Raw genomic sequence first — 22805 nt, forward strand, 5'->3', positions numbered from 1 at the left:
CGGCGGACGTCGCCTTCCCCTCCGCCACGCAGAACGAACTCGACGCGGAGGGCGCCCGTACGCTCGTCCGCAACGGGGTCCGGGCCGTGTCGGAACCCGCCCCCGCGGGCTACGCCTTCCTGGCGCGGGTCGCCCGCTTCGCCGGAGCCGTAGCCGCCGCCTTCTTCTTCGCCGGCGCCCGCCGCACAGTCGCCGAGTCCGAGACCCGGTCCGCCCCCAGGATGTCCCGCAGGAACTTGCCGGTGTGGCTGTCGCCCACCGAGGCGACCTCCTCCGGCGTGCCCTCGGCCACCACCAGGCCGCCGCCGTAGCCGCCCTCCGGGCCCATGTCGATGACCCAGTCCGCGGTCTTGATGACGTCCAGGTTGTGCTCGATGACGATCACCGAGTTGCCCTTGTCGACCAGCCCGGACAGCACCTTGATCAGCTTCGAGATGTCCTCGAAGTGCAGGCCCGTCGTCGGCTCGTCCAGCACATACACCGTCCGCCCCGTCGACCGCTTCTGCAGCTCCGAAGCCAGCTTCACGCGCTGCGCCTCGCCACCCGACAGGGTCGGCGCGGACTGGCCGAGCCGGACGTACCCCAGCCCGACCTCGTTCAGCGTCCGCAGGTGGCGGGCGATCGTCGGCACCGCCTCGAAGAAGCCCAGCGCCTCCTCGATCGGCATGTCCAGCACCTCGGCGATGGACTTGCCCTTGTAGTGGACCTCCAGCGTCTCCCGGTTGTAGCGCGCCCCGTGGCAGACCTCGCACGGCACGTACACGTCCGGCAGGAAGTTCATCTCGATCTTGATGGTGCCGTCGCCGGAGCAGTTCTCGCACCGGCCGCCCTTGACGTTGAAGGAGAAGCGGCCGGGCAGGTACCCCCGCACCTTCGCCTCCATCGTCTCCGCGAACAGCTTCCGGACGTGGTCGAAGACGCCCGTGTACGTCGCCGGGTTGGACCGGGGCGTCCGGCCGATCGGCGACTGGTCGACATGGACCACCTTGTCGACCAGGTCGTCGCCGGCCACCCGGGTGTGCCGGCCCGGCACCGAGCGGGCGCCGTTCAGCTCCCGCGCCAGGTGCGTGTACAGGATGTCGTTGACCAGGGTCGACTTGCCCGAGCCGGAGACGCCCGTCACCGCCGTCAGCACGCCCAGCGGGAACGAGACGTCGATGTCGCGCAGGTTGTTCTCACGCGCGCCGTGCACGGTGAGGCGGCGCTCCTCGTCGACCGGGCGGCGGGCGGCCGGCACGGCGATCGACTTCTTGCCGGACAGGTACTGCCCGGTCATCGAGTCGGTGTTCTTCAGGAGCTCCTTCAGCGAGCCGCTGTGGACCACCTTGCCGCCGTGTTCGCCGGCGCCGGGGCCGATGTCCACGACCCAGTCGGCCACCTTGATGGTGTCCTCGTCGTGCTCGACCACGATGAGCGTGTTGCCCATGTCGCGCAGCCGGACCAGGGTTTCGATCAGGCGGTGGTTGTCCCGCTGGTGCAGGCCGATGGACGGCTCGTCCAGCACGTACAGCACGCCCACCAGGCCGGAGCCGATCTGGGTGGCGAGCCGGATGCGCTGGGCCTCGCCGCCGGACAGGGTGCCGGCCGCGCGGTTCAGGGACAGGTAGTCCAGGCCGACGTCGACCAGGAACTTCAGCCGCTCGTTGACCTCCTTGAGCACCCGCTCGGCGATCTTCTTGTCGCGGGCGTCCAGCCGGAGCTCGCCGAGGAAGTCCGCGCATTCGCTGATCGACATCGCGGACACCTCGGCGATGGACTTCTCCATCACGGTGACCGCGAGCACGATCGGCTTGAGCCGGGATCCCTCACAGGTCGGGCAGGGCACCTCGCGCATATAGCCCTCGAAGCGCTCCCGGCTGGAGTCGCTCTCGGCCTCCGAGTGCCGGCGCTTGACGAAGGGCACGGCGCCTTCGAAGGCGGTGGTGTAGGCGCGCTCGCGCCCGTACCGGTTGCGGTAGCGGACCTCGATCTGCGTCTTGTGGCCGTACAGCAGGGCCTTCTTCGCGCGCTGCGGCAGGCCGGCCCAGGGGATGTCGGTCCGGAAGCCGAGCTCTCCGGCGAGCGCGCCGACCAGCCGCTGGAAGTAGTCCTTGGTGTGGCCGAGGGACCACGGCGAGACCGCTCCCTCGTCCAGGGACTTGTCCTCGTCCGGGATGATCAGCTCCGGGTCGACCTCCATGCGGGTGCCGATGCCGGTGCAGTCGGGACAGGCGCCGAAGGGCGAGTTGAAGGAGAAGGAGCGCGGCTCCAGCTCCTCGAAGGACAGGTCGTCGTACGGGCAGTAGAGGTGCTCGGAGTACATCCGCTCACGCTCCGGGTCGTCCTCGGCGAGGTCGACGAAGTCCAGGATGACCATGCCGCCGGACAGGCCGAGGGCGGTCTCCACGGAGTCGGTGAGCCGGCGCTTGGCGCTCTCCTTCACCGTGAGGCGGTCGACGACCACCTCGATGGTGTGCTTCTCCTGCTTCTTCAGGGTCGGCGGCTCGGACAGCTGGATGGTCTCCCCGTCCACCCGGGCCCGGCTGTACCCCTTGGTCTGGAGGTCGGCGAACAGGTCGACGAACTCGCCCTTGCGCTCGCGCACCAGTGGGGAGAGCACCTGGAAGCGGCTGCCCTCGGGCAGCGCGAGCACCTTGTCGACGATGGCCTGCGGGGACTGCCGGGAGATCGGGCGGCGGCATTCCGGGCAGTGCGGCTTGCCGATGCGCGCGAAGAGCAGGCGGAGGTAGTCGTAGACCTCGGTGATCGTGCCCACGGTGGAGCGCGGGTTGCGCGAGGTCGACTTCTGGTCGATCGAGACGGCCGGGGAGAGGCCCTCGATGAAGTCGACGTCGGGCTTGTCCATCTGGCCGAGGAACTGGCGCGCGTACGAGGAGAGCGATTCGACGTACCGGCGCTGCCCTTCGGCGAAGATCGTGTCGAAGGCCAGGGAGGACTTGCCCGACCCGGAGAGTCCGGTGAAGACGATGAGGGAGTCGCGGGGCAGGTCGAGCGAGACGTTCTTCAGGTTGTGCTCGCGAGCGCCACGAACGATGAGACGGTCGGTCACGCCGGTCCGCACCTTTCTGGAGAGGGTGGGGGCACGGGCCCCCGTCCCAGGGTATGGGGGGCGGCTCGGCAACGGATGGAGTCTGGACTGGGTCCGGACTTCCGAGCGTATAGCACGTGCATTCGATTTTCGGCACTCGGCCGGGTGCTTCACCCGATCGTGTGGCCCGGGCTAGGGTCGGAACATGATTGATCATGTGCACGACCTGCGATCTGTACGTGAGGCCACCGACCGGCTGCTGACCGCAGTCGCGAAACTGGACAACGCCGCCCTGTCCGAGGAGTCACACCTCCCCGGCTGGACCCGGGGCCACGTCCTGGCCCACCTTGCCCGCAACGCGGACGCCCTCGTCAACGTTTTCGAGGGCCGTCCCATGTACACGAGCGGCGAGGCCCGGGAGGCCGACATCGGCCGCGACGCGGGCAGGCCTCTGGAAGAACAGCTGGCGGACCTGCGTGATTCCTGGAACCGGTTCCTGGCCACCACCGAGGCCCCGCAGGACTGGTCCCGGACCGTCGAGCTGCGCAACGGCATCACCGACAGCGCGGCCCGGATCCCCTTCCGCCGCCTGGTCGAGGTCGAGCTGCACCACGTCGACCTGAACATCGGCTACGAGCTCGCCGACCTGCCGGCGGAGTTCACCACCCGGGAGATCGAGTTCCTCGCCGACCGTTGGTCCGGCCACGGCGGGGTTCCGGCCACCGCCCTGGCCGCCGAGGACGGCCGCACCTGGCGCACCGGCTCCGCGGGCGAGCCCGCGGTCACCGTGCACGGCACCGCCGCACAGCTGCTGGCCTGGCTGTCGGGCCGCGCGGACAAGGGCGCCTCCCTCGGCACCTCGGGCGGCCCCCTCCCGACCCTCCCCCCGCTCTAGGATTGCGGTCATGACGTACAGCGGAGCGGTAAAGGTCGGCGGACCGGCCGACGTGCACGAACTCGCGGATCTGATGATCTCCAAGGTCGCCGTGGGCCCCATGAACAACAACGCCTACCTGCTGCGCTGCCGGGCCACCGGCGAGCAGCTGCTGATCGACGCGGCGGCAGAGCCCGAAACCCTGCTGCAGCTGATCGGTGACGACGGCATCGCGTCCGTCGTCACCACCCACCGGCACGGCGACCACTGGGGCGCCCTCCAGGAGGTGGTCGACGCGACCGGCGCCCGGACGTACGCCGGCGCGTACGACGCCGAGGGCATTCCGGTCGGCACCGACGTGCCGGTCGAGGACGGGGACACCGTCCAGGTCGGCCGGGTCACGCTGACCGCCCGCCACCTGGTCGGCCACACCCCCGGCTCGATCGCCCTGGTCTACGACGACCCGCACGGCCACCCGCACGTGTTCACCGGCGACTGCCTGTTCCCCGGCGGCGTCGGCAACACCTGGGACGACGCCGACGCCTTCGCCAGTCTCATCAAGGACGTGGAGGAGAAGATCTTCGGGCAGCTGCCCGACGAGACCTGGGTCTACCCGGGCCACGGCAACGACACCACCCTCGGCGCCGAACGGCCGCACCTGGCCGAATGGCGCGAGCGCGGCTGGTAGCCCCCACCGCCACACCGGGTCACCACACCGACGGCCGGTCCTCCGCACCCCGGAGGGCCGGCCGTTCCGGTTGCCGCCACAGCCGCCGCGCGGCCGGTCCGGCAGATGGCGAGATCTCGGGGTTCATCCGTCAACCCCGGGATACGGTGCACTCCTTCCGGTCGAGGATGACCGTCGCCCCTCTCCAGCGGGGCGAGAAGGGGTAGTTGGAGCACCATGCCTGATGATCGCCTCTCCGCCCATCCCTCCATGCTGCGGCTGGCCTCCGCTTCTCTGGCCGGCACCGCCATCGAGTTCTACGACTTCTTCGTCTACGGCACCGCCGCCGCCCTGGTGCTCGGACCACTGTTCTTCCCGACCTTCTCGCCGCTCGCCGGCACCCTCGCCGCCTTCGCCACCTTCGGCGTCGGCTTCGTGGCCCGGCCGCTCGGCTCGGCCGTCTTCGGCCACATCGGCGACCGCTACGGCCGCCGCCCGGTGCTGCTCGCCTCGCTGCTGCTGACCGGCCTGGCCACGGTGGCGGTGGGCTGCGTCCCCACGTACGGGAGCATCGGCGTGGCGGCCCCGGTGCTGCTGCTCCTGCTCCGCTTCCTGCAGGGCCTGGGACTGGGCGGCGAGTGGGGCGGCGCGGTCCTGCTCACCGCCGAGCACGCCCCGGAACGGCAGCGCGGACTGTGGTCCAGCTTCCCGCAGATCGGCCCGGCGGTCGGCTTCCTGCTGGCCAACGGCATCACCCTGGGCCTCTCGGCCGGCCTGACCGACGCGCAGTTCACCTCCTGGGGCTGGCGGGTGCCGTTCTGGGCGGCCGGGCTGCTGGCCCTGGCCGGCCTCTGGCTGCGCCACTCGGTGGAGGAGACCCCCCAGTTCCGCGAGCTCGCGCAGCGGCGGGAGACGGCGAACGCACCGCTCGCCGAGGTGGTGCGCAGCCATTGGCGGCTGCTGCTGCTCACCGGCGGGGCGCTGGCCGTCGGCTATGCGGTGTTCTACGCCGTGACCACCTGGTCCCTGGCGTACGCGACGGAGCACCTGCGGGTGGACCGGACCTCGATGCTGGCCTGCATCATGATCGCCGTTGCGCTGAAGGGGGCGGTGACCCCGCTGGTCGCGGTGCTCGGTGACCGCTACGGGCGGCGGCCGTTGTGCCTGGCCGGCTGCGCACTCTCCGCCCTGTGGATGTTCCCGCTGATCGCCCTGTTGCGGACGGCCGATCCGCTGCTGATGACCCTGGGCTTCATCGGGGCCCTGTTCGGCATGGTGACGATGTTCGCGGTGGTCGGGGCGTACCTGCCGGAGCTGTACGAGCCCCGGATCCGCTGCACCGGCGCCGCGGTCGGCTACAACCTGGGCGGGGTCCTGGGCGGCGCCCTGACCCCTCTGGTGGCGACGGCGCTGGCGGACGGCTCGGGGCCGCCCTGGGGCGTGGCGGCGTACCTGACCGGGATCGCCCTGCTCAGCCTGGGCTGTTTCGCGCTGCTCCCGGAGACCAACCCGATGGTGGTGGCGGGTACGCGAACGGGGGCGGCCGAAGCAGCCGCCCCCGCGTGACCCGTACGGGTCTTTAGACCTCGACGCTCTCCTCGCCGGCGGCCTCCACGGCCGCCGGCTTTTCCTGCTTCTCGAGCTTTTCCTGCTTCTCCTGCTTCTTCGAGGCCATCAGGCTGGTGATCGTGGTGATCACCAGGACACCGCAGATGACGCCCAGGGAGACCGGGATGGAGATCTGCGGGACGTGCACACCGTTCTCGTGCAGCGCGTGCAGCACCAGCTTGATGCCGATGAACCCGAGGATGATCGACAGGCCGTAGCTCAGGTGGACCAGCTTCTTCAGCAGTCCGCCGATGAGGAAGTACAGCTGGCGCAGACCCATCAGGGCGAAGGCGTTGGCGGTGAAGACGATGTACGGGTCCTGGGTGAGGCCGAAGATCGCGGGGATCGAGTCCAGGGCGAACAGCACATCGGTGGTGCCGATGGCGAGCATGACCACCATCAGCGGGGTCAGGACGCGCTTGCCGTTCTTCTCGATGAAGAGCTTGGTGCCGTGGTACTTGTCGGCGACGCCGAACTTCTTCTCGACGGACTTGAGGAGACGGTTCTCCTCGAACTCCTCGTCCTCGTCGTCGGAGCGCGCCTCCTGGATGAGCTTCCAGGCGGTGTAGATCAGGAACGCACCGAAGATGTAGAACACCCAGGAGAAGCTGGCGATGATCGCGGCGCCGGCGGCGATGAAGATCGCGCGCAGCACCAGGGCTATCAGCACACCCACCAGCAGTACGCGCTGCTGGAGGTGGGAGGGCACCGCGAACTTCGCCATGATCAGGACGAAGACGAACAGGTTGTCCACGCTGAGCGACTTCTCGGTGATGAAGCCGGCGAAGAACTCCTGCGAGGCCTGGCCGTTGCCGAAGATCAGCAGGCCAAGACCGAACAGCACGGCAAGGACGATCCAGACGACCGTCCAGGTACCGGCTTCCTTGATCGATACGTCGTGCGGTTTGCGGCCGATGAAGAAATCGGCTCCGATGAGGATGCCCAGACCAAGGATGGTCAGCACCCAGAGGGTCAACGAAACGTCCACTACTTCCACGCCTCCGGCAGATGGCTACAGCACTAGGTCAGCGTCATCGCTGCCGGAGGTCTCTTCCACCCGGACGGCCCAGGGGGCCGCGGGCCGGCGCCCCGGGACCGATTTCGGTCCGTATTGACGGGCACGCCGCAGCTGGAAACAGCAGGAATACTCCCCTCCGCGGGTCCAAGAATACCCGCAGAGGGCGAGAAAGGTAAAGGGAAGCCCAAAGACTGGTCAGCCGATGGTCAGGACGGCCGGCTCGGCGGTCACCTTCCGGTGCTCCGCCGGGCCTCCGCGACCCCTGCCAGCACCCGGTCCAGCACAGCGCTGCCGGGCGGCGGCAGGGAGGGCTCGAAGGTCCAGGCATGGCCGACCCAGGGATCCGCGAGATGGTTGTCCGGGACCGGTGACAGCCGCATCAGTGAGCGCCAGAGCGGGTCGAGCAGCGGCCCGTAGGCCGAGGCCTCGTCGCGGTCCGCAACCATCAGCAGGTGCACCCCGACCTGCGGGCCCTCGTCGGCCAGGTAGCGCAGCCGGGTGACGGCCCGGTCGTCGAAGCCGTGCGGGAAGTCGTGCACGATCAGCAGCTGGTCGCCGGTGTCCAGGTCGGGCGGCAGGTCCTCCGGGGCCCCGGCCCGCACGGCCATCTGTACGAGGTCCACCCGGCGGGTGAGCTCCTCCAGCGTCCGGGCGACGCCCGCGGCCCCTGCGGCGGGCGGCGCGGCCAGCACTCCGGAGCGGACCAGCGGCTCCAGGGCGGCCGAACCGGCCCCGGCCGCGTCGATGACATGGAGGCCGAGCCCGCCGCCGGGGTGGACGGCGAGCATCCGCGCGGCGTGCGCCACCGCCATGTCCAGCGCAGCCCGGCGCAGCCGGTCTGTGTCCATGGCCATGGCCGCTTCCGAGCCGGTGCGCCCGTTGTCGATCCAGAGGCCGCGCTCCAGCGGGAGCCGGACCAGCATGGGGATCTGCAGGTCGGGGCACTCGGGGAGGTGCAGCTCGCCCAGGCGCAGCGCCATCGGGGAGTCCTCGCCGGAGCCGGGCACCCGGTGGGCGTGCCACACCGGGTTGTCCCAGCGGGCGTATGCGGCGGGCAGTGCGGGCTCCACCACCTCGACCTCGGCGGCCAGCTGGGCCAGGTCCCGGTCCAGGACGGTGCGGGCCTGGTCGGTGAGCTCCTCCCGGCGGGCCAGGGCAGCGTCCCGGGCGGCGTTCCCGGAACCTCCGAGCCGGTGCCGGGGGTCGGACAGGGCCTGGTCGAGCTCGCGGTCCAGCCGGGAATCGGCGAACTCGACGGCGCTGCGGTAGGCGGCGACGGCCCGGGCCAGGTCCTCGAACATGCCCCAGACCTGGTTGTACAGCCGCTCGTCCATGGACCAGCCGGTGGCGTCTCCGGCCACCGGCCGGGGTGGCTCGCCCGGAGCCGCGGGCGGCACCTGCGGGGCGGCCGGCGGCGGCACCGTGCGGGACCGCCGCGGATGGGCGTAGTCGATGGTGGGCGGCCCGGCGCCGTCGGTCCGGCCGAGCCCCTCGCTGCCGCCGGTACCCGTGCCCGGGCCGGGGCTGGTTGGCCGGCCGTGGGCGGGGCGCGGGGCGAGGGTGGCGTCGGCCGGTCCGGACGCAGCCGAGGTCGCCGGGCCCGGCGTACCGGGGTAGGGGGTGCCGGAGACCGGTACCGGATCGGGGGCTGTGGTGGGCCGCCCGGCTGCGGCCAGGGCGGTCGCGGCCAGTTCCCCGGCCGCCGGGGCGGTCAGGCCGGCGTCGGCGAGGAGCGCGCCGAGCCCGTCGGCGTATCCCTGGCCGACCGCGCGGACCTTCCAGGCGCCCTGGCGGCGGTACAGCTCCAGCGCCACCACGGCGGTCTCGGTGGACAGGCCGGCCAGGGTGAACCCGGCGAGCTCGGCCCCGGCCGGGTCCGCCACGCTGACGTGGGAGGCCGGTATGGCCCCGAAGCCGATCGGGCCGCCCGGCGGCAGCACGAGGAGCACGCCGAGCCGGTGCACCTCCGCCCCGACCGCGTCGAGGTCGACGGCGAACCGGTGCCGGTCGGCCACCTCGCCGGGCGCCTCCAGCCCCGGCAGCTGCCGGGCGCCGGGGTGGGCCAGCGCGGCGGGACCGGTGGGCCGGCCCCCTTCGTCCCCGAGCAGGGCCAGGGCGAGCACCGGGGTGCCCGCCGAGACCCTGATCTCCACCCGGCTCCGGGACAGGGGATGGTTCTGCCCCCGGACCAGTTCGGCCGTCATCGTGCAGCCCCTCCCCCGTTGTTCCCTCGTCCTACACGTGCGCGGCGATGGCCGGCAGCAGGTCCTGGAAGGTGCGGCCGTTGGCCGAGCTGCCCAGGGCCGTCATCTGCCAGCCGGAACCGACCCGGTGCACCTTCGCCATGATCTGCGCGGTGTACTGGCCGCCGCCGTCGAGCGTGTAACGGGCCAGCTCCTGGCCGTTGGTCTCGTCGACGATCCGGCAGAACGCGTTCTGCACTTCCTGGAAGGTCTGGCCGGTGAAGGAGTTCACCGTGAAGACGATCTGGTCGATGTGGACCGGCACCCGGGCCAGGTCGACGAGGATCGCCTCGTCGTCCCCGCCCTGGCCGACGCCGCCGACCAGGTTGTCGCCGGTGTGCCGGACCGAGCCGTCGTTGCTGACGAGGTGCTGGAAGAACACCACGTCCTGCGGCTCCTTGCCCGCGAAGAGCACCGCCGAGGCGTCAAGGTCGATCTCCCGCGTGCGGGAACCGAACAGTCCGCGCCGCTTCGCCGCCTGCCAGCCGAGGCCCATCCGGACCGCGGTCAGCGTCCCCCCGTCGGACTTCTCGAGGCTGATGGCCTGGCCCTTGGTCATGTTGACCGTCACGCGCTGTCCCCTCTCGTTCGCCACCTACCCGGTCACCCTACTGACAGGGCGCCGACTCAGGCGAGGCCCGCCTCCTTCATCTGCCGCAGCTCCTTCTTCAGTTCGCTCACCTCGTCCCGGATCCGGGCCGCGACCTCGAATTGGAGGTCGGCGGCAGCCGCCCGCATCCGCTCGGTCATTTCCTCGATGATTCCGGCCAGTTCGGCGGCCGGCCGGTCGGTCGGCACCGCCGCGGCGGCGCCCTTGGCTCCCTTGCCCGCCTTGGCTCCCTTGCCGGCCTTGGGTGCGTGCACGGCGAGCGAGGGAACCGGGGCCTTGCCGTCCTTGCCGTCCTTGCCCTGGCGGTAGCCGGTGCCGAGCAGTTCCTCGGTGTCGACCTCCTCGCGGGCGATGGTGGCGACGATGTCGTTGATCTTCTTCCGCAGCGGCTGCGGGTCGATCCCGTTGGCCGTGTTGTACGCGACCTGCTTCTCCCGGCGCCGGTTGGTCTCCTCGATGGCCTTCTCCATCGCCGGAGTCATCTTGTCCGCGTACATGTGGACCTGGCCGGAGACGTTGCGGGCGGCGCGGCCGATGGTCTGGATCAGTGAGGTGCCGGAGCGCAGGAAGCCCTCCTTGTCGGCGTCGAGGATCGCGACCAGCGAGACCTCGGGCAGGTCGAGGCCCTCGCGGAGCAGGTTGATGCCGACCAGGACGTCGTACTCACCGGCCCGCAGTTCGCGCAGCAGCTCGATCCGGCGCAGCGTGTCCACATCGCTGTGCAGGTAGCGGACCTGGATGCCGAGCTCCAGGAAGTAGTCGGTGAGGTCCTCGGCCATCTTCTTGGTGAGGGTGGTGACCAGGACCCGCTCGTCCTTCTCGACCCGCTGCCGGATCTCGTGGACCAGGTCGTCGATCTGCCCCTCGGTGGGCTTGACGACCACCTCGGGGTCGACCAGGCCGGTGGGGCGGATGATCTGCTCCACAAAGCCGTCGGCCCGGGACAGCTCGTACTTGCCGGGGGTGGCCGACAGGTAGACGGTCTGACCGATCCGCTCCAGGAACTCCTCCCACTTCAGCGGGCGGTTGTCGAGGGCGGAGGGCAGCCGGAAGCCGTGGTCGACCAGGGTCCGCTTGCGGGAGGCGTCGCCCTCGTACATCGCGCCGATCTGGGGGACCGTGACATGCGATTCGTCGATGACGAGAAGGAAGTCCTCGGGGAAGTAGTCGATGAGGGTGTGGGGCGCGGTCCCCCGCTCGCGGCCGTCCATGTGCAGCGAGTAGTTCTCGATGCCCGAGCAGGAGCCGATCTGCTGCATCATCTCCAGGTCGTAGGTGGTGCGCATACGCAGTCGCTGGGCCTCCAGCAGCTTGCCCTGCTTCTCCAGCTCGGTCAGCCGCTCGGCGAGTTCGGTCTCGATGCCGCGGATCGCGTTCTGCATGCGCTCGGGGCCGGCGATGTAGTGGCTGGCCGGGAACACGTACTGCATCGTGTCGTCGTTGATGACCTCGCCGGTCAGCGGGTGCAGCGTGGAGAGGGCCTCGATCTCGTCGCCGAACATCTCGATGCGGACGGCGAGTTCCTCGTAGACCGGGAAGATCTCGATGGTGTCGCCGCGGACCCGGAAGGTGCCCCGGGTGAAGGCCATGTCGTTGCGCGTGTACTGGATGTCGACGAACCGGCGCAGCAGCTGGTCGCGGTCGATCTCGTCGCCCACCTTGAGCGGGACCATCCGGTCCACGTACTCCTGCGGGGTGCCGAGGCCGTAGATGCAGGACACCGAGGCCACCACGATCACATCGCGGCGGGTGAGCAGCGAGTTGGTCGCGGAGTGCCGCAGCCGCTCCACCTCCTCGTTGATGGAGGAGTCCTTCTCGATGTAGGTATCGGACTGCGGGACGTACGCCTCGGGCTGGTAGTAGTCGTAGTACGAGACGAAGTACTCGACCGCGTTGTTGGGGAGCAGCTCGCGGAACTCGTTCGCCAGCTGGGCCGCGAGGGTCTTGTTCGGTGCCATGACCAGCGTCGGGCGCTGGAGTTTCTCGATCATCCAGGCTGTGGTCGCCGACTTGCCGGTGCCGGTGGCGCCGAGCAGCACGACGTCCTTCTCACCCGCGCGGATGCGCTTCTCCAGCTCGGCGATGGCCGCCGGCTGGTCGCCGCTGGGCTGGTAGGGACTGACCACCTCGAAGGGGGCCACCGTGCGTTCGATCTTCGATACGGGCCGCATGAGTCCACCGTACGACCCCCCACTGACAGGCCGGGCTCCGCGCGGCGCGGTGGGCCGTTTGTCGTAGTTCGGTGGCGGGCAGTTGATCACGAACCCATGATCGCGATCAAGTGCACCAGTGAGAGCAGGAGGGGAAGCGCATGTACGTACGACACGTGGCCGCGGCAGCAGCCGCCTTCCTGGGATGGGCCCTCGTCCTCAGCGGCGGGCCCGCCACCGCCGCCGCGTCCATCACCGCCGCGTCCGCCGCCACGGCCACCGCCGGGCCGGATCCGGTCCGCCTGGTCGGCGCTCCCGTCCTTTACGCCCACCGGGGGGCTTCCGCGTACGCCCCGGAGAACACCCTCGCGGCCGTGGACCTCGCCGAGGACCTGGGCGTCGACTGGGTGGAGAACGACGTCCAGCGAACCAAGGACGGCGAACTGGTCGTCATCCACGACGACACCCTCTCCCGCACCACGGACGTGAAGACGCGCTATCCGGACCGCAAGCCCTGGCGGGTCGCGGACTTCACGGCCGCCGAGATCGCCGGGCTCGACGCGGGCAGCTGGTTCGGGCCGCAGTTCGCCGGCGCCCGGGTGCCGACCCTGCGCCAGTATCTCGACCGGGTGCGGTTCAACCAGCAGAAACTCCTCCTGGAGATCAAGAAGCCGGAGCTGTACCCGGGGATCGAGCAGGACACCCTGCGGGTCCTGGAGGAGGCCGGCTGGCTCGGCGAGCAGCAGGTGGAGAACCGCCTGGTGGTGCAAAGCTTCAGCGTGGACTGCGTCCGGATGGTGCACAGCCTGCACCCCGATCTGATCACGGCCTTCCTGGGCACTCCGGCCGCCGAGGACCTGCCCGTGTACGCCGAGTTCGCGGACCGGATCAACCCGTGGCACACCACGATCACCGCCGAGTGGGTGGCGGCGGTGCATGCGCTGCGGGGCGTCCACGGCCGGACCCTGGAGGTGGACACCTGGATCGTGGACGACCCGGCAGTGGCCCGGAAGGTCCAGGAGATGGGGGTGGACGGGATCATCACCAACGCCCCGGACGTGGTCCGCGAGGCCGTGGGCGGCTTCTGAACCGGGCAGGCCGGGGCGGCGTTGTCGGTGGCCGGCCGTACGGTGGACGCGTGGACATCACCGAGCGGCCCCGGGGGCCGCGCCTCGAATGGACCGTGGTCGACAGTGACATCGGTCCGCTCTTCCTGGCCGCGACCGAGGAGGGTCTGGTCCGGGTGGAGTTCCACGCCGATCCGGAGCAGGCGGCTCCCGCCGATCCGCTCATCTCCCGGCTCGGCGCCGACGCCTGGCGCCCGGACCCGGGCCGGGAGGTGCTGCTCGCCGAGCCGATACGCCAGCTGAGGGCGTACTTCGCGGGCCGGCTGCGGCGCTTCGACCTGCCCCTGGACTGGCGGCTCTCGGCCGGGTTCAACCGCCTCGTCCTGCGCGAGCTGGCGAGCTCGGTGCCGTACGGATCGGTGGTGGGGTACGGAGAGCTGGCCGCCCGGGTCGGGCAGCCGGGCGCGGCCCAGGCGGTGGGCGCGGCCATGGGGTCGAACCCGCTGCCGGTGGTGGTGCCCTGCCACCGGGTGGTGGAGAACGACGGCGGAATCGGCGGCTTCGGCGGCGGTGTGGAGACCAAGCGGGCCTTGCTGGCACTGGAGGGCGTGCTGCCGCAGCCGCTGTTCTGAGCTTGTCTGGCGCTTGTCTGATGCTTGTCTGGGGTTGTCCACAGGCCGTTCCGCCGTGCCGTGCGGGGTGCGAAACTGCGTCGGTGACCACCAGCGCCGCCGATGCAGCACACGCCTCCCCGCCCGTCTCCCCCGAAGAGCTCCCCGCGCTCCAGCGCCGTACCCGGGCCGTCCTCATGGCCAGCCAGGTCATCGGCGGCCTCGGCGTGCCGATCAGCATCGCGCTGGCGCCGGTGATGGCCACCGAGATCAGCGGCACCGAGGCGTTGTCCGGGCTCGCCTCCAGCGCCTCCGTGGCCGGCACCGCGGTGCTGTCGCTGCCGCTCGCCGCCCTGATGACCCGGCGCGGCCGGCGCCCCGGCCTGGTCCTCGCCTACCTGATCGGCGCAGTGGGCGCGGGCGTGGTGGTGCTGGCCGCCGTGATCGAGAACTTCCCGCTGCTGCTCCTCGGCATGGCCGCCTTCGGCGCCGCCTCGTCCGCCAACCTGCAGGCCCGGTTCGCCGCCGCCGACCTGGCCTCGCCCGACCACCGGGGCCGGGCGATCTCCACCGTCGTCTGGGCCACCACCCTGGGCGCGGTGCTGGGCCCCAACCTGTCCGCTCCAGCCAGCCGCAGTTTCGCCGGCACCTCCATACCCGAGACGGCGGGCCCCTTCCTGTGGGCCGCCGGCATCTTCCTGATCACCGCAGCGCTGATCGCCGTACTGCTGCGCCCCGACCCGCTGCTGACCGCCCGGGCCCTGGCCGACCCGACGGAACAGGCCGCGGAGGCCCGGTCGCTGCGGGCCGGGCTGGCCGCCGTCAAGGCATCGCCGCGGGCCCGGCTGGCGCTGGTCACGGTGACCGTCTCACACACCGCCATGGTGTCGATCATGGTGATGACCCCGCTCGACCTCAGCCACCACGGGGCTTCCCTGGACCTGATCGGCCTGGTGATCAGCGGGCACATCGCGGGCATGTTCGCCTTCTCCCCGCTGATGGGCTGGCTCGCGGACCGAATCGGGCGGCTGTCGGTGATCGGCCTGGCTGCGGGGCTGCTCTGCCTCGCCGCGCTGCTCGCCGGCACGGCCGGATCCAGCCACGGGCAGACCGCGGCCGGCCTGTTCCTGCTCGGCCTGGGCTGGTCGGCAGGGCTGGTCTCCGGTTCGGCGCTGCTCACCGACTCGGTGCCGCAGCCGGCCCGGGCCGCCGTCCAGGGACTTTCGGACCTCAGCATGAACACCGCCGCCGGGCTCGGCGGCGCCGCGGCCGGCCTGGTCGTGGCCCAGGCCGGCTACGGCTGGCTGAACGCCATCGGCGCGGCGCTGCTGATCCCGCTGGCGGTGCTTGCCCTGTTCACGGTTCGGCGGCGGCCCGTCACAGGCTGATGTGGTAGGCCTTGCGCAGCGTCTCGTGGACGGTCCAGGTGGTCCGGTCGCCCTCGCGCAGCACGCAGGCCGATCCGGGTCCGACCTCCAGGGTCGGGCCGCCCTCCACCTCGATGGTGGCGCGGCCGGATACCACCACGAACAGCTCGCTGGCCTCGGTGTCGGTGACCACCCCGGGGGTGATCTGCCAGATGCCGCGCAGCTGCTTGCCGTCCGCGGACTCCCACAGCACCTTTCCGGTCACCACGGGTGAGCCGGAGAGGATCTGCTCCGGGTCGAGGTCCTCCACCTCCAGTTCGGCGTCCGGGACGTCGGCGACGGTGACGGCGAAGGAGGCGGGGCCGGGGGCGGCGGTGTGATCACTGGTGCTCATGGCGCGCCACCCTAGCCCGGCCGGACCGCCGGCCAGGGGCACCACATCGTCCACGATCAGGGTGCCGGGCGCGTCACCTTGTCGACCTTCTCGGACAGCCGGTGCGGGAGGGTGTTTGGGGGCCGGGTTGCCGTGCCATGGATGGGGACATGCCACAACAGCACTCAGCGGTCCCCGTCGTGTCGGAAGAGGTACGTGAGGCGCTCGACCGGCGGCAGCCGGTGGTCGCGCTCGAATCGACGATCATTGCGCACGGTCTGCCGCGCCCCCGCAATCTGGTGGTGGGGGCCGAACTGGAGGCGCTGGTCCGGGCGGAGGGAGCGGTGCCGGCCACGGTCGCGGTGCTCGACGGGGTGCCCCGGGTCGGCCTCGACAAGGCGCAGCTGGAGCGGATCGCAGGCAGGGACGGTAACGGGGGTGGTGACGGGGGCGGGGACGCGGTACGGAAGCTCGGCCACCGGGATCTGGCGCCGGCGCTCGCCTCGGGAGCCACGGGCGCGACCACGGTGTCCGGGACCGCCTTCCTGGCCGCGCGGGCCGGGCTGCGGGTGTTCGCGACCGGCGGGCTGGGCGGCGTACACCGGGAATGGGTGCAGAGCCAGGACGAGTCCGCGGATCTGGCGCTGCTGGCGCGGACCCGGATCACGGTGGTGTGCGCGGGGGTGAAGTCGATCCTGGACGTGCCGGCCACGCTGCAGCGGCTGGAGACGCTGGGGGTGACGGTGCTGGGCTACCGGACCGAGCGCTTCCCCGGGTTCTACCTGGCCGATTCCGGGCTGCCGGTGGACTGGACGGCACGGAGTCCGGAGGAGGTGGCGGCGGTGATGGCCGCTCAGGACCGGCTGGGCGGGCTGGAGTCGGCGGTTCTGGTGGCCAACCCGGTGGCCGAGGCGGAACAGCTGGATCCGGCACTGCACGACCGGGTCCTGGCGGAGGCACTGGCCGAGTGCCGGGAGCGGGGCATCACCGGGCAGGCGGTGACCCCCTTCCTGCTGGGATTCCTGGTACGGGCGACCGGCGGGGCCTCACTGGAGGCGAACCTGGCGGCAGTACGCGGCAATGTGCGGCTGGGCGCCCGGATCGCGGCGGCCTGGGCGGAGCGGGCCGACGGGGCCGAGGCGACGGGCGGGGCGGGCCGGGCGGGCCGGTGAGCGGGGCCCTGCTGGTGGTCGGGGACGTGGTGACGGACGTGGTCGCGATGCATGCGGAACCCCTCACCCCGGCCACCGACACGGCGGCCCGGATCCGTACGCTGCCGGGCGGCGCGGGGGCCAATGCGGCCTGCTGGGCGGCCCGTACGGGGACGGCGGAGGTCCGACTGCTGGCCCGGGTGGGCACGGAGTCGGCGGCCTGGCACGAGCGTGCGCTGGCAGCGGCCGGGGTGCGGGCGCAGCTGGTGGTCGACCCGGTGGAACCGACCGGGACAGTGGTGGCGCTGGTCGGCAACGACGCGGAGCGCACGTTCCTGACGGACAGCGGGGCCGCGCTGCGGCTGTGCCCGGCCGACTGGGCGCCGTCGCTGCTGGACGGGGTCGAGCATCTGCACCTGTCGGGCTATCTGTACTTCGCCGACGGCAGCCGTGAGCTGGCCGGGGTGGCGCTGCGGGCGGCGCGGGCGCGCGGGGTGCCGGTGAGTGTGGATCCGGCCTCGGCCGGATTCCTCCGCACCCTGGGGGTGAAACGTTTCCTCAATGCGGTGGACGGGGCCACGGTCCTGCTGCCCAACGCGGACGAGGCCCGGCTGCTGGCCGGCACCGCGGATGCCGGGGAAGCGGCGGCGGCCCTCAGCCTGCGCTTCCCGCTGGTGGTGGTCACCCGGGGCGTGGCCGGCGCGCTGGTCGCGGAGGCGGGCACGGTGACCGCGGACATCCCGGCGGAGCCCGCCCGGGCGGTGGACACCACGGGCGCGGGCGACGCCTTCACCGGCGGCTTCCTGGCGGCCCGGCTGGGGGGCGCTCTGCCCGCCGGGGCGGCCCGGGCCGGCTGCCGGGCGGCGGCGCGGGCGGTCACCCGGCTGGGCGGGCGCCCGTAGCCCCGTGGAGTGTCCGGCGGATCAGCGGGGCGGGCCGGGCAGGCCGGTCCAGGCGGGGCGGCGGGGGTCGTCGGCGCGGATCAGGGTGTCGGCGGCCTCGGCGGGGCCGGTCTCGGCCTCGTAGCGGGCGAAGGCGGGCAGGGTCCAATGCTCGGACTCGTCGGTGCGGCGGGCGAGCGCGGCCGGGGAGAGTGCGATGTGCGCGGTGAAGTCGAAGGGGAACCAGTGGCCCAGCAGCAGCGGGCCGTGCAGGATCAGCACGCCGTCCGGCGGGAGTTGCACGTACGGACTGCGGCTGGCCCGGTCGGTGACCGGATCCCACAGGTCGGGCAGCACCCGTCCGGTGCCGCCGGGATCCAGCGGGCCGAAGACCTCCCGCCAGAGCGCGGCCGTGTCGTACCAGCCGCCGAGGTAGGAGTCGACGTCCTGCCGGCCGTGCTCGAAGCGGAGCGAGGCGGGCCGCAGGAACCCTTCGGCAGACACGGTCAGCACCGAACGGCCGCGCAGCCGCAGCGCGTCCGCGAGCAGCCCGGCGAGCCGGCCGGTCCCGGCGGCGGGGGCGCCGTCGACGGCCACCCGCAACCGGTCGCCACCGGTGTCCCGTTCGTCCAGGTGACCTGCGGTCCGCTCGGCCAGCCGCTCCCAGGTGATCGCTTCCAGCTTCTGCACCAGCCCATTGTCAGTGGTGGCCCGTAGCGTTTTTCACGAGGGATCACCGGCGGGACAGAGCCGTCGGGCCCGGCCTTGGGGAGGGGTCTGTCATGGCTCGCGAGACCACGTATCTGGAGCTGTCGCAGGACGGCGGCGGTGCACACAAGTTCTACGAGGTGACGGTGGACGGCACGTCGGTCTCGGTGCGGTACGGCCGGATCGGCGCGGACGGCCAGCTGCAGAACTCCTCGTTCCCCACGGCCGAGAAGGCCTGGGCCGCCGCCGCGAAGAAGATCGGCGAGAAGGTCCGCAAGGGATACGCCCCGGCTGTTCAGGGGCAGCGGGCCGCGCGGGCGGTGACCCGCCGCCAGGTCACCTCGGCGCCGTCCACGGCGCGTGCGGTGGCCCCCGTGCTGTGGCGCTTCCGCACCGGCGCCGCAGCCTTCGGGATCCATGTGGACGAGGACCGCTGCTGGGTCGGCAATCAGTCCGGGGATGTGTACACGCTGAGCCACGGCGGTGAGGTGCTGGCCCGGTATTCACTGCCGGACGGGGTGAAGTGCCTGGTGGCGGACGATTTCTGGATATACGCGGGCTGTGACGACGGCACGGTGTACGACCTGTCGGCGAAGGTCCCCTTCGGGGCCTATGACATCGCGCCGGATGTGGACATCTTCTGGCTGGACATCCGCGAGGGCGTGCTGAACGTCTCGGACGCGGGCGGCGGCCTGACGGTCATCGACCACGAGGAGGAGTTCCAGTGGTCCCGCAAGTCCGGTGGCAACCACGCCTGGATGGTGCGGGCCGACGACCGGGCGGTCTACCACGGCCACACCGCGGGCGTGACGGCGTACGCGGCGGACGGCGGTGCGGAGTTGTGGCACACGGCGACCAATGGCGGGGTGCTGTTCGGCTGGCAGGAGGAGCACACGGTGTTTGCGGGGACGGGCCGCAATGTCGTGCAGCGGCTGTCGAAGGCGACGGGCGCGATCAAGGCCTCGTACCGGTGCGACACGGCGGTGTACTCGTGTGCGACCTCGCCGGACGGCCGGCATGTGTTCGCCGGTGACTCCAGTTCTTCGGTGTACTGCTTCGATGCCGACGGGCGGCGGCTGTGGAAGCTGGGCACCGGCAGCGGTTCCGCGCTGTCGATGCAGTACCTGGACGAGCGGCTGTACCTGGTGACCACGGACGGCTCGCTGGTGTGTGTGGATGCGAGCGAGGCGGCGATCGCCGCGGCCCAGCAGGGCACGGTGCCGAAGGCGGTGGACGTGAAGTCGGCGGCTGCGCTGCCCGTCTACACCCCGGCGGTGTCGGCGGCAGCGGTGGCGACGGTATCGGCAGCCGCGGCACCGGCGGGCGGTGTGGTGGTGGAGTGCGTCCAGCAGGGCGGGCGGCTGCGGGTCCAGGTGGTCTCGGGCGGCTTCGAGTCCTCGTGGAACGTGCAGTTCCCGCGCGGGATCCGGGAGGCCGGGGCCCGGTATGTGGTGGACGGCCTGCACCCGGCCTCCGGGGGCTTCTACCGGGTGCGCGGTGAGATACGCCGACTGGTCTGAGCGGGCAGCGCCGGCCACTGGCGCCTGTGGTGAACTGGACCACCATGGACGCGGACCAACCAGACATGGGCCCACCCGACACGGACCGACCGGACACGGACGTGCAGGACATCCTGCACCGGATGGAGCGGAACCTCGCGGAGCACGCCGCCCATCTGCACCGCGCGCTGCCCGGAGCGGCCGTTGTCGAACAGGACGACCTGTTGATCGCGGACAGCGGTATCGCCGACGACACGTTCAACGTGGTCGCCGCTGCCCGGTTCAGCGCGGAGGGGGCGGACCGGCGGATCGCGGAGACCGTGCGGGCGGTGGCGGGAACCGGGCGTCCGTTCTCCTGGTGGGTGGGGCCCGCGTCGGCGCCGGCGGACCTTTCGGCCCGGCTGACCGCCGCCGGGGCGGTCGCAACCGAGTCCGAGTGCGCCATGTGGGCGGACCTGACGGAGCCGGAACCGGAACAGGAGGCGCTCAGGTCGTCCGGCCCGGACGGGCTGGAGATCCGCCCGGTCGTCACGGCCGCTGAGCTCGCGGCGTATGCCGAGGTGCTCGCCGCGAACTGGGAGCCGCCCTCGGCCACGGTGCGTGCGTACTACCAGCGCGCCCGGATCCCGGCCCTGGCACCGGACTGTCCGGCGCACTACCTGGTCGGGTATCTGGACGGTGCGGCGATCTGTTCGGCCGAGGTCTTCGACCATGCCGGGGTCGCCGGGATCTACGGCATCTGCACCCTGGCCGGACATCGCCGCCGGGGCTACGGCGGTGCGATGACACGGGCCGCCCTGCGGCTTGCGCGCTCATTGGGCCGCCGCCATGCCGTCCTGCAGGCCTCGCCGGACGGCGAACCGGTCTACCGCCGACTGGGATTCCGTACGGCCGGACAGTTCACGGAGTACGCAGTCGGGGTGCGAGCGGACTGAGGCGGGTGGTCCGGTCGCGCCGGGTACCGGGAGGGGCGGTGGGAATTGAACCCACGTCGCCCGGTTTTGGAGACCGGCGCTCTGGACATTGAGCTACACCCCTCCCGGCCCGCCCAGAGTGCCATGCGGCCGGGAACCGCGCCAGTGGATTCTGCCGCCCTGGTCACAGGCCGGCGGGGCCGGGGCGTCGTAGGAGAGTGGCGCGCCCTCCGGGAGTGCGTAGGCGATCTGGAGAACCACGGGATCGGGGCCGAGGTTGCGGCCGAGGTGGACGCGGTCCCGGCCGGCGGCCTCCACGAACATCGCGCCGGGCGTGCTGACTTCGACCGTGCCGTCGTGCAGGATCCGGGTGAGGGTGCCGGAGAGTACGACCGCGAACACCGGTACCAGGTGGTAGTGCCAGCCGGTGGACTCACCGGGCCGGAAGGTGATCTGGTCGACCACCACATCCGCCGGCACATCCGTCGGCCGCGGCCACTGCATCCTGAGCATCGTCATACCGTACGACGAATATCGGCCGTATCGGCGGAATCCACGAAACCCCGAACATCATCCACCCCGAAGTGATATGGGGCCCGGAGAGCGGTATCAACTCTCCATGAACCTGGTGGTGTTCGAACCGCTGAAGCAGATCAGCTGCGCGGAATGCCGGCACGGCCCGCTCCCGCACCTGGTCCGCGAATCCGGTGTGCCGCGCTGCCTGGACTGCGCCGATCTCGGCCACCTCGTCTACCTGCCGCGCGGGCATGCCGCGCTCACCCGCCGGGCCCGCGAGGGGAGTTCGCTGTGCGCCGTCGTGGTGCGCTTCAACAAGCGCCGCCGGCGTTACGAGCGCCAAGGGCTGCTCGTCGAGGAGGGCGCCCTGGCCCGCGCCGAACGGTCCTGCCTGGCGGACGCCGATGCCCGGGCCAGGCACCGGGACCGCGCCCGGGCGCGCCGGGCCGCCGAGGACCTCCGCTTCACGGCGGCCTTCGCCGCCGAGATACGCCGGCTGTTCCCGGGCTGCCCGGCCGACCGCGCGCTGGCCATCGCCACACACGCTTCGGTGCGCGGCAGCGGCCGGGTGGGCCGCAGCGCGGCCGGCCGGGCTCTGGACGAGCTCGCCGTCTCGGTGGCGGTGCGGGCGGCTGTCCGGCACGACGACACCGAGTACGACGCGCTCCTGATGACGGGAGTGCCCCGGTTCCGGGCCCGAGCCCGGCTGGCTCCGCAGATCGACACGATCCTGGATGCCTGGCGGATCAGGCCTGGTTGAGCCGGAACCGCCGATACAGCAGCACCCCGCCGAGCACCAGCGCGCCGCCGCCCGGCAGCAGGTAGCCCATCCCACCGGCGCCGGTCTGCGCCAGCGAGGGCCCGTCCGGCTGCACCGGCACCGGCGCCGGCGGGGTAACGGGCGGGGTGGCGGGCCGGGTGACCGCCGGCGGCGACACGGGCTGGGGCCGGGGGGTGGGCCGCGTACCGTTGACCGACTCGTTGCCGTGGGCGGCGTTCCCGACCCCGACCACATTCACCGAGTTGCCGCTGACGTTGACCGGGAGCTGTACCGGCAGCTGGATGCCGTTGCCGGACAGCACTCCGGGGGAATCCTTTCCGCGCCCCTCGGCGACGGCCCCGCCCCGATTCCCGGCGTGCCCCCCGCCCAGTTTGGACGGATGGGCGGACGACCGCGGACCCCGATGCCCCGCGCCCGAACCCTTCCCGTCCGCGTTGACGCAGGTGTTCCCGGCGGCCGGGTTGAGCAGTCCGACCACGTTCACGGTGTTGCCGCAGACGTTCACCGGCGCGTGGACCGGCAGCTGCACCAGATTCCCGGCGAGCAGCCCCGGTGAGCGCTCCGCCCGCCCGTCCGCCTCGGCATCGGCGAACGCGAATCCGCCGGCTCCGACCGAGACCGCACCTCCCACGACCACCGCCGCGATCAAGCCATTCCGACGACCCTGACGCATCAGCTTTCCTGCCTTCCGGATGAGTTCACGGGCGCACCACCCGCACCGGAACAACGCGGTAAACCC

General features: G+C 71.7%; 20 protein-coding genes, 1 tRNA gene and 1 pseudogene. 12 read left to right on the top strand and 10 right to left on the bottom strand.

From position 1 onward, the window contains the following. Positions 1-89: pseudogene (locus tag ABT123_RS35285) on the top strand (hypothetical protein); the annotation flags it as partial. A 20-nt stretch (positions 90-109) separates the two neighbouring features. On the opposite strand, the gene uvrA reads toward ABT123_RS35285, so the two are convergent. After that, positions 110-3049 carry an excinuclease ABC subunit UvrA gene (uvrA, locus tag ABT123_RS35290; protein WP_351322285.1) on the bottom strand — a complete coding sequence of 980 codons (2940 nt, stop codon included), beginning with the start codon at positions 3047-3049 and terminating at the stop codon, positions 110-112. Positions 3050-3233: 184 nt separating this feature from the next. Between uvrA and ABT123_RS35295 the strand changes: the two genes are divergently transcribed. The 3 genes from ABT123_RS35295 to ABT123_RS35305 all read left to right on the top strand — a co-directional run bounded on the left by ABT123_RS35295 (position 3234) and on the right by ABT123_RS35305 (position 6135). Beyond that, positions 3234-3923, top strand: a complete 690-nt coding sequence (locus tag ABT123_RS35295; protein WP_351322287.1) for a maleylpyruvate isomerase family mycothiol-dependent enzyme — start codon at positions 3234-3236, stop codon at positions 3921-3923. 10 nt (positions 3924-3933) lie between these two features. After that, complete coding sequence (locus ABT123_RS35300; RefSeq protein ID WP_351322289.1) at positions 3934-4590, top strand: MBL fold metallo-hydrolase; 657 nt, start codon at positions 3934-3936, stop codon at positions 4588-4590. A gap of 249 nt (positions 4591-4839) precedes the next feature. After that, positions 4840-6135 (top strand): MFS transporter, encoded by a 1296-nt coding sequence (locus ABT123_RS35305; protein ID WP_351322333.1) that lies wholly within the window; start codon positions 4840-4842, stop codon positions 6133-6135. 13 nt (positions 6136-6148) lie between these two features. On the opposite strand, the gene ABT123_RS35310 is transcribed toward ABT123_RS35305, so the two are convergent. The 4 genes from ABT123_RS35310 to uvrB form a co-directional block, all read right to left on the bottom strand. Further along, a complete protein-coding gene (locus ABT123_RS35310) occupies positions 6149-7165 on the bottom strand; it encodes a TerC family protein (protein ID WP_351322291.1) in 1017 nt (338 codons plus the stop codon). 257 nt (positions 7166-7422) lie between these two features. Further along, on the bottom strand, positions 7423-9399 hold the full coding sequence (locus tag ABT123_RS35315) for a TerD family protein (RefSeq protein WP_351322293.1): 1977 nt from the start codon (positions 9397-9399) through the stop codon (positions 7423-7425). A 31-nt stretch (positions 9400-9430) separates the two neighbouring features. After that, entirely contained in the window at positions 9431-10009 is a 579-nt protein-coding gene (locus ABT123_RS35320; protein ID WP_150212354.1) for a TerD family protein, read from the bottom strand. Positions 10010-10065: 56 nt separating this feature from the next. Beyond that, a complete protein-coding gene (gene uvrB / locus ABT123_RS35325) occupies positions 10066-12219 on the bottom strand; it encodes an excinuclease ABC subunit UvrB (RefSeq protein ID WP_351322295.1) in 2154 nt (717 codons plus the stop codon). A gap of 140 nt (positions 12220-12359) precedes the next feature. On the opposite strand from uvrB, the gene ABT123_RS35330 reads away from it, so the two are divergent. From ABT123_RS35330 to ABT123_RS35340, 3 genes are all read left to right on the top strand, one after another. Next, entirely contained in the window at positions 12360-13286 is a 927-nt protein-coding gene (locus ABT123_RS35330; protein ID WP_351322297.1) for a glycerophosphodiester phosphodiesterase, read from the top strand. Positions 13287-13336: 50 nt separating this feature from the next. After that, positions 13337-13897 carry a methylated-DNA--[protein]-cysteine S-methyltransferase gene (locus tag ABT123_RS35335; RefSeq protein WP_351322299.1) on the top strand — a complete coding sequence of 187 codons (561 nt, stop codon included), beginning with the start codon at positions 13337-13339 and terminating at the stop codon, positions 13895-13897. An 83-nt stretch (positions 13898-13980) separates the two neighbouring features. Continuing rightward, positions 13981-15264 (top strand): MFS transporter, encoded by a 1284-nt coding sequence (locus ABT123_RS35340; protein WP_502971159.1) that lies wholly within the window; start codon positions 13981-13983, stop codon positions 15262-15264. On the opposite strand, the gene ABT123_RS35345 is transcribed toward ABT123_RS35340, so the two are convergent. Further along, on the bottom strand, positions 15254-15637 hold the full coding sequence (locus ABT123_RS35345) for a cupin domain-containing protein (protein WP_351322303.1): 384 nt from the start codon (positions 15635-15637) through the stop codon (positions 15254-15256). The genes ABT123_RS35340 and ABT123_RS35345 overlap by 11 nt on opposite strands. Before the next feature lie 149 nt (positions 15638-15786). Here ABT123_RS35345 and ABT123_RS35350 point away from each other — a divergent pair, with 149 nt between their 5' ends. Both ABT123_RS35350 and ABT123_RS35355 read left to right on the top strand, forming a co-directional pair. After that, complete coding sequence (locus ABT123_RS35350; RefSeq protein WP_351322305.1) at positions 15787-16788, top strand: pseudouridine-5'-phosphate glycosidase; 1002 nt, start codon at positions 15787-15789, stop codon at positions 16786-16788. After that, on the top strand, positions 16785-17669 hold the full coding sequence (locus ABT123_RS35355; RefSeq protein WP_351322307.1) for a carbohydrate kinase family protein: 885 nt from the start codon (positions 16785-16787) through the stop codon (positions 17667-17669). Before ABT123_RS35350 ends, ABT123_RS35355 begins: the two co-directional genes overlap by 4 nt. Before the next feature lie 21 nt (positions 17670-17690). Here ABT123_RS35355 and ABT123_RS35360 read toward each other — a convergent pair whose 3' ends face one another. After that, on the bottom strand, positions 17691-18338 hold the full coding sequence (locus ABT123_RS35360) for a nucleoside/nucleotide kinase family protein (protein ID WP_351322309.1): 648 nt from the start codon (positions 18336-18338) through the stop codon (positions 17691-17693). 92 nt (positions 18339-18430) lie between these two features. Between ABT123_RS35360 and ABT123_RS35365 the strand changes: the two genes are divergently transcribed. Further along, entirely contained in the window at positions 18431-19876 is a 1446-nt protein-coding gene (locus ABT123_RS35365) for a WGR domain-containing protein (protein ID WP_351322311.1), read from the top strand. Between the two features lie 122 nt (positions 19877-19998). Further along, a complete protein-coding gene (locus ABT123_RS35370; protein WP_351322335.1) occupies positions 19999-20790 on the top strand; it encodes a GNAT family N-acetyltransferase in 792 nt (263 codons plus the stop codon). A 30-nt stretch (positions 20791-20820) separates the two neighbouring features. Here the strand turns inward: ABT123_RS35370 and ABT123_RS35375 are convergent. After that, positions 20821-20893 (bottom strand) — tRNA-Trp (locus ABT123_RS35375). Then, a complete protein-coding gene (locus tag ABT123_RS35380) occupies positions 20884-21282 on the bottom strand; it encodes a cupin domain-containing protein (RefSeq protein ID WP_351322313.1) in 399 nt (132 codons plus the stop codon). The genes ABT123_RS35375 and ABT123_RS35380 overlap by 10 nt, the downstream gene beginning before the upstream one ends. Before the next feature lie 106 nt (positions 21283-21388). On the opposite strand from ABT123_RS35380, the gene ABT123_RS35385 reads away from it, so the two are divergent. Beyond that, on the top strand, positions 21389-22045 hold the full coding sequence (locus tag ABT123_RS35385) for a DUF2293 domain-containing protein (protein ID WP_351322315.1): 657 nt from the start codon (positions 21389-21391) through the stop codon (positions 22043-22045). On the opposite strand, the gene ABT123_RS35390 is transcribed toward ABT123_RS35385, so the two are convergent. Beyond that, positions 22032-22739, bottom strand: a complete 708-nt coding sequence (locus ABT123_RS35390; protein ID WP_351322317.1) for a chaplin — start codon at positions 22737-22739, stop codon at positions 22032-22034. The genes ABT123_RS35385 and ABT123_RS35390 overlap by 14 nt on opposite strands. Between the last annotated feature and the right edge of the window lie 66 nt (positions 22740-22805).

Origin of the sequence: Streptomyces sp. NPDC002054 (assembly GCF_040296685.1) — a bacterium.
Lineage (GTDB): Bacteria > Actinomycetota > Actinomycetes > Streptomycetales > Streptomycetaceae > Streptomyces.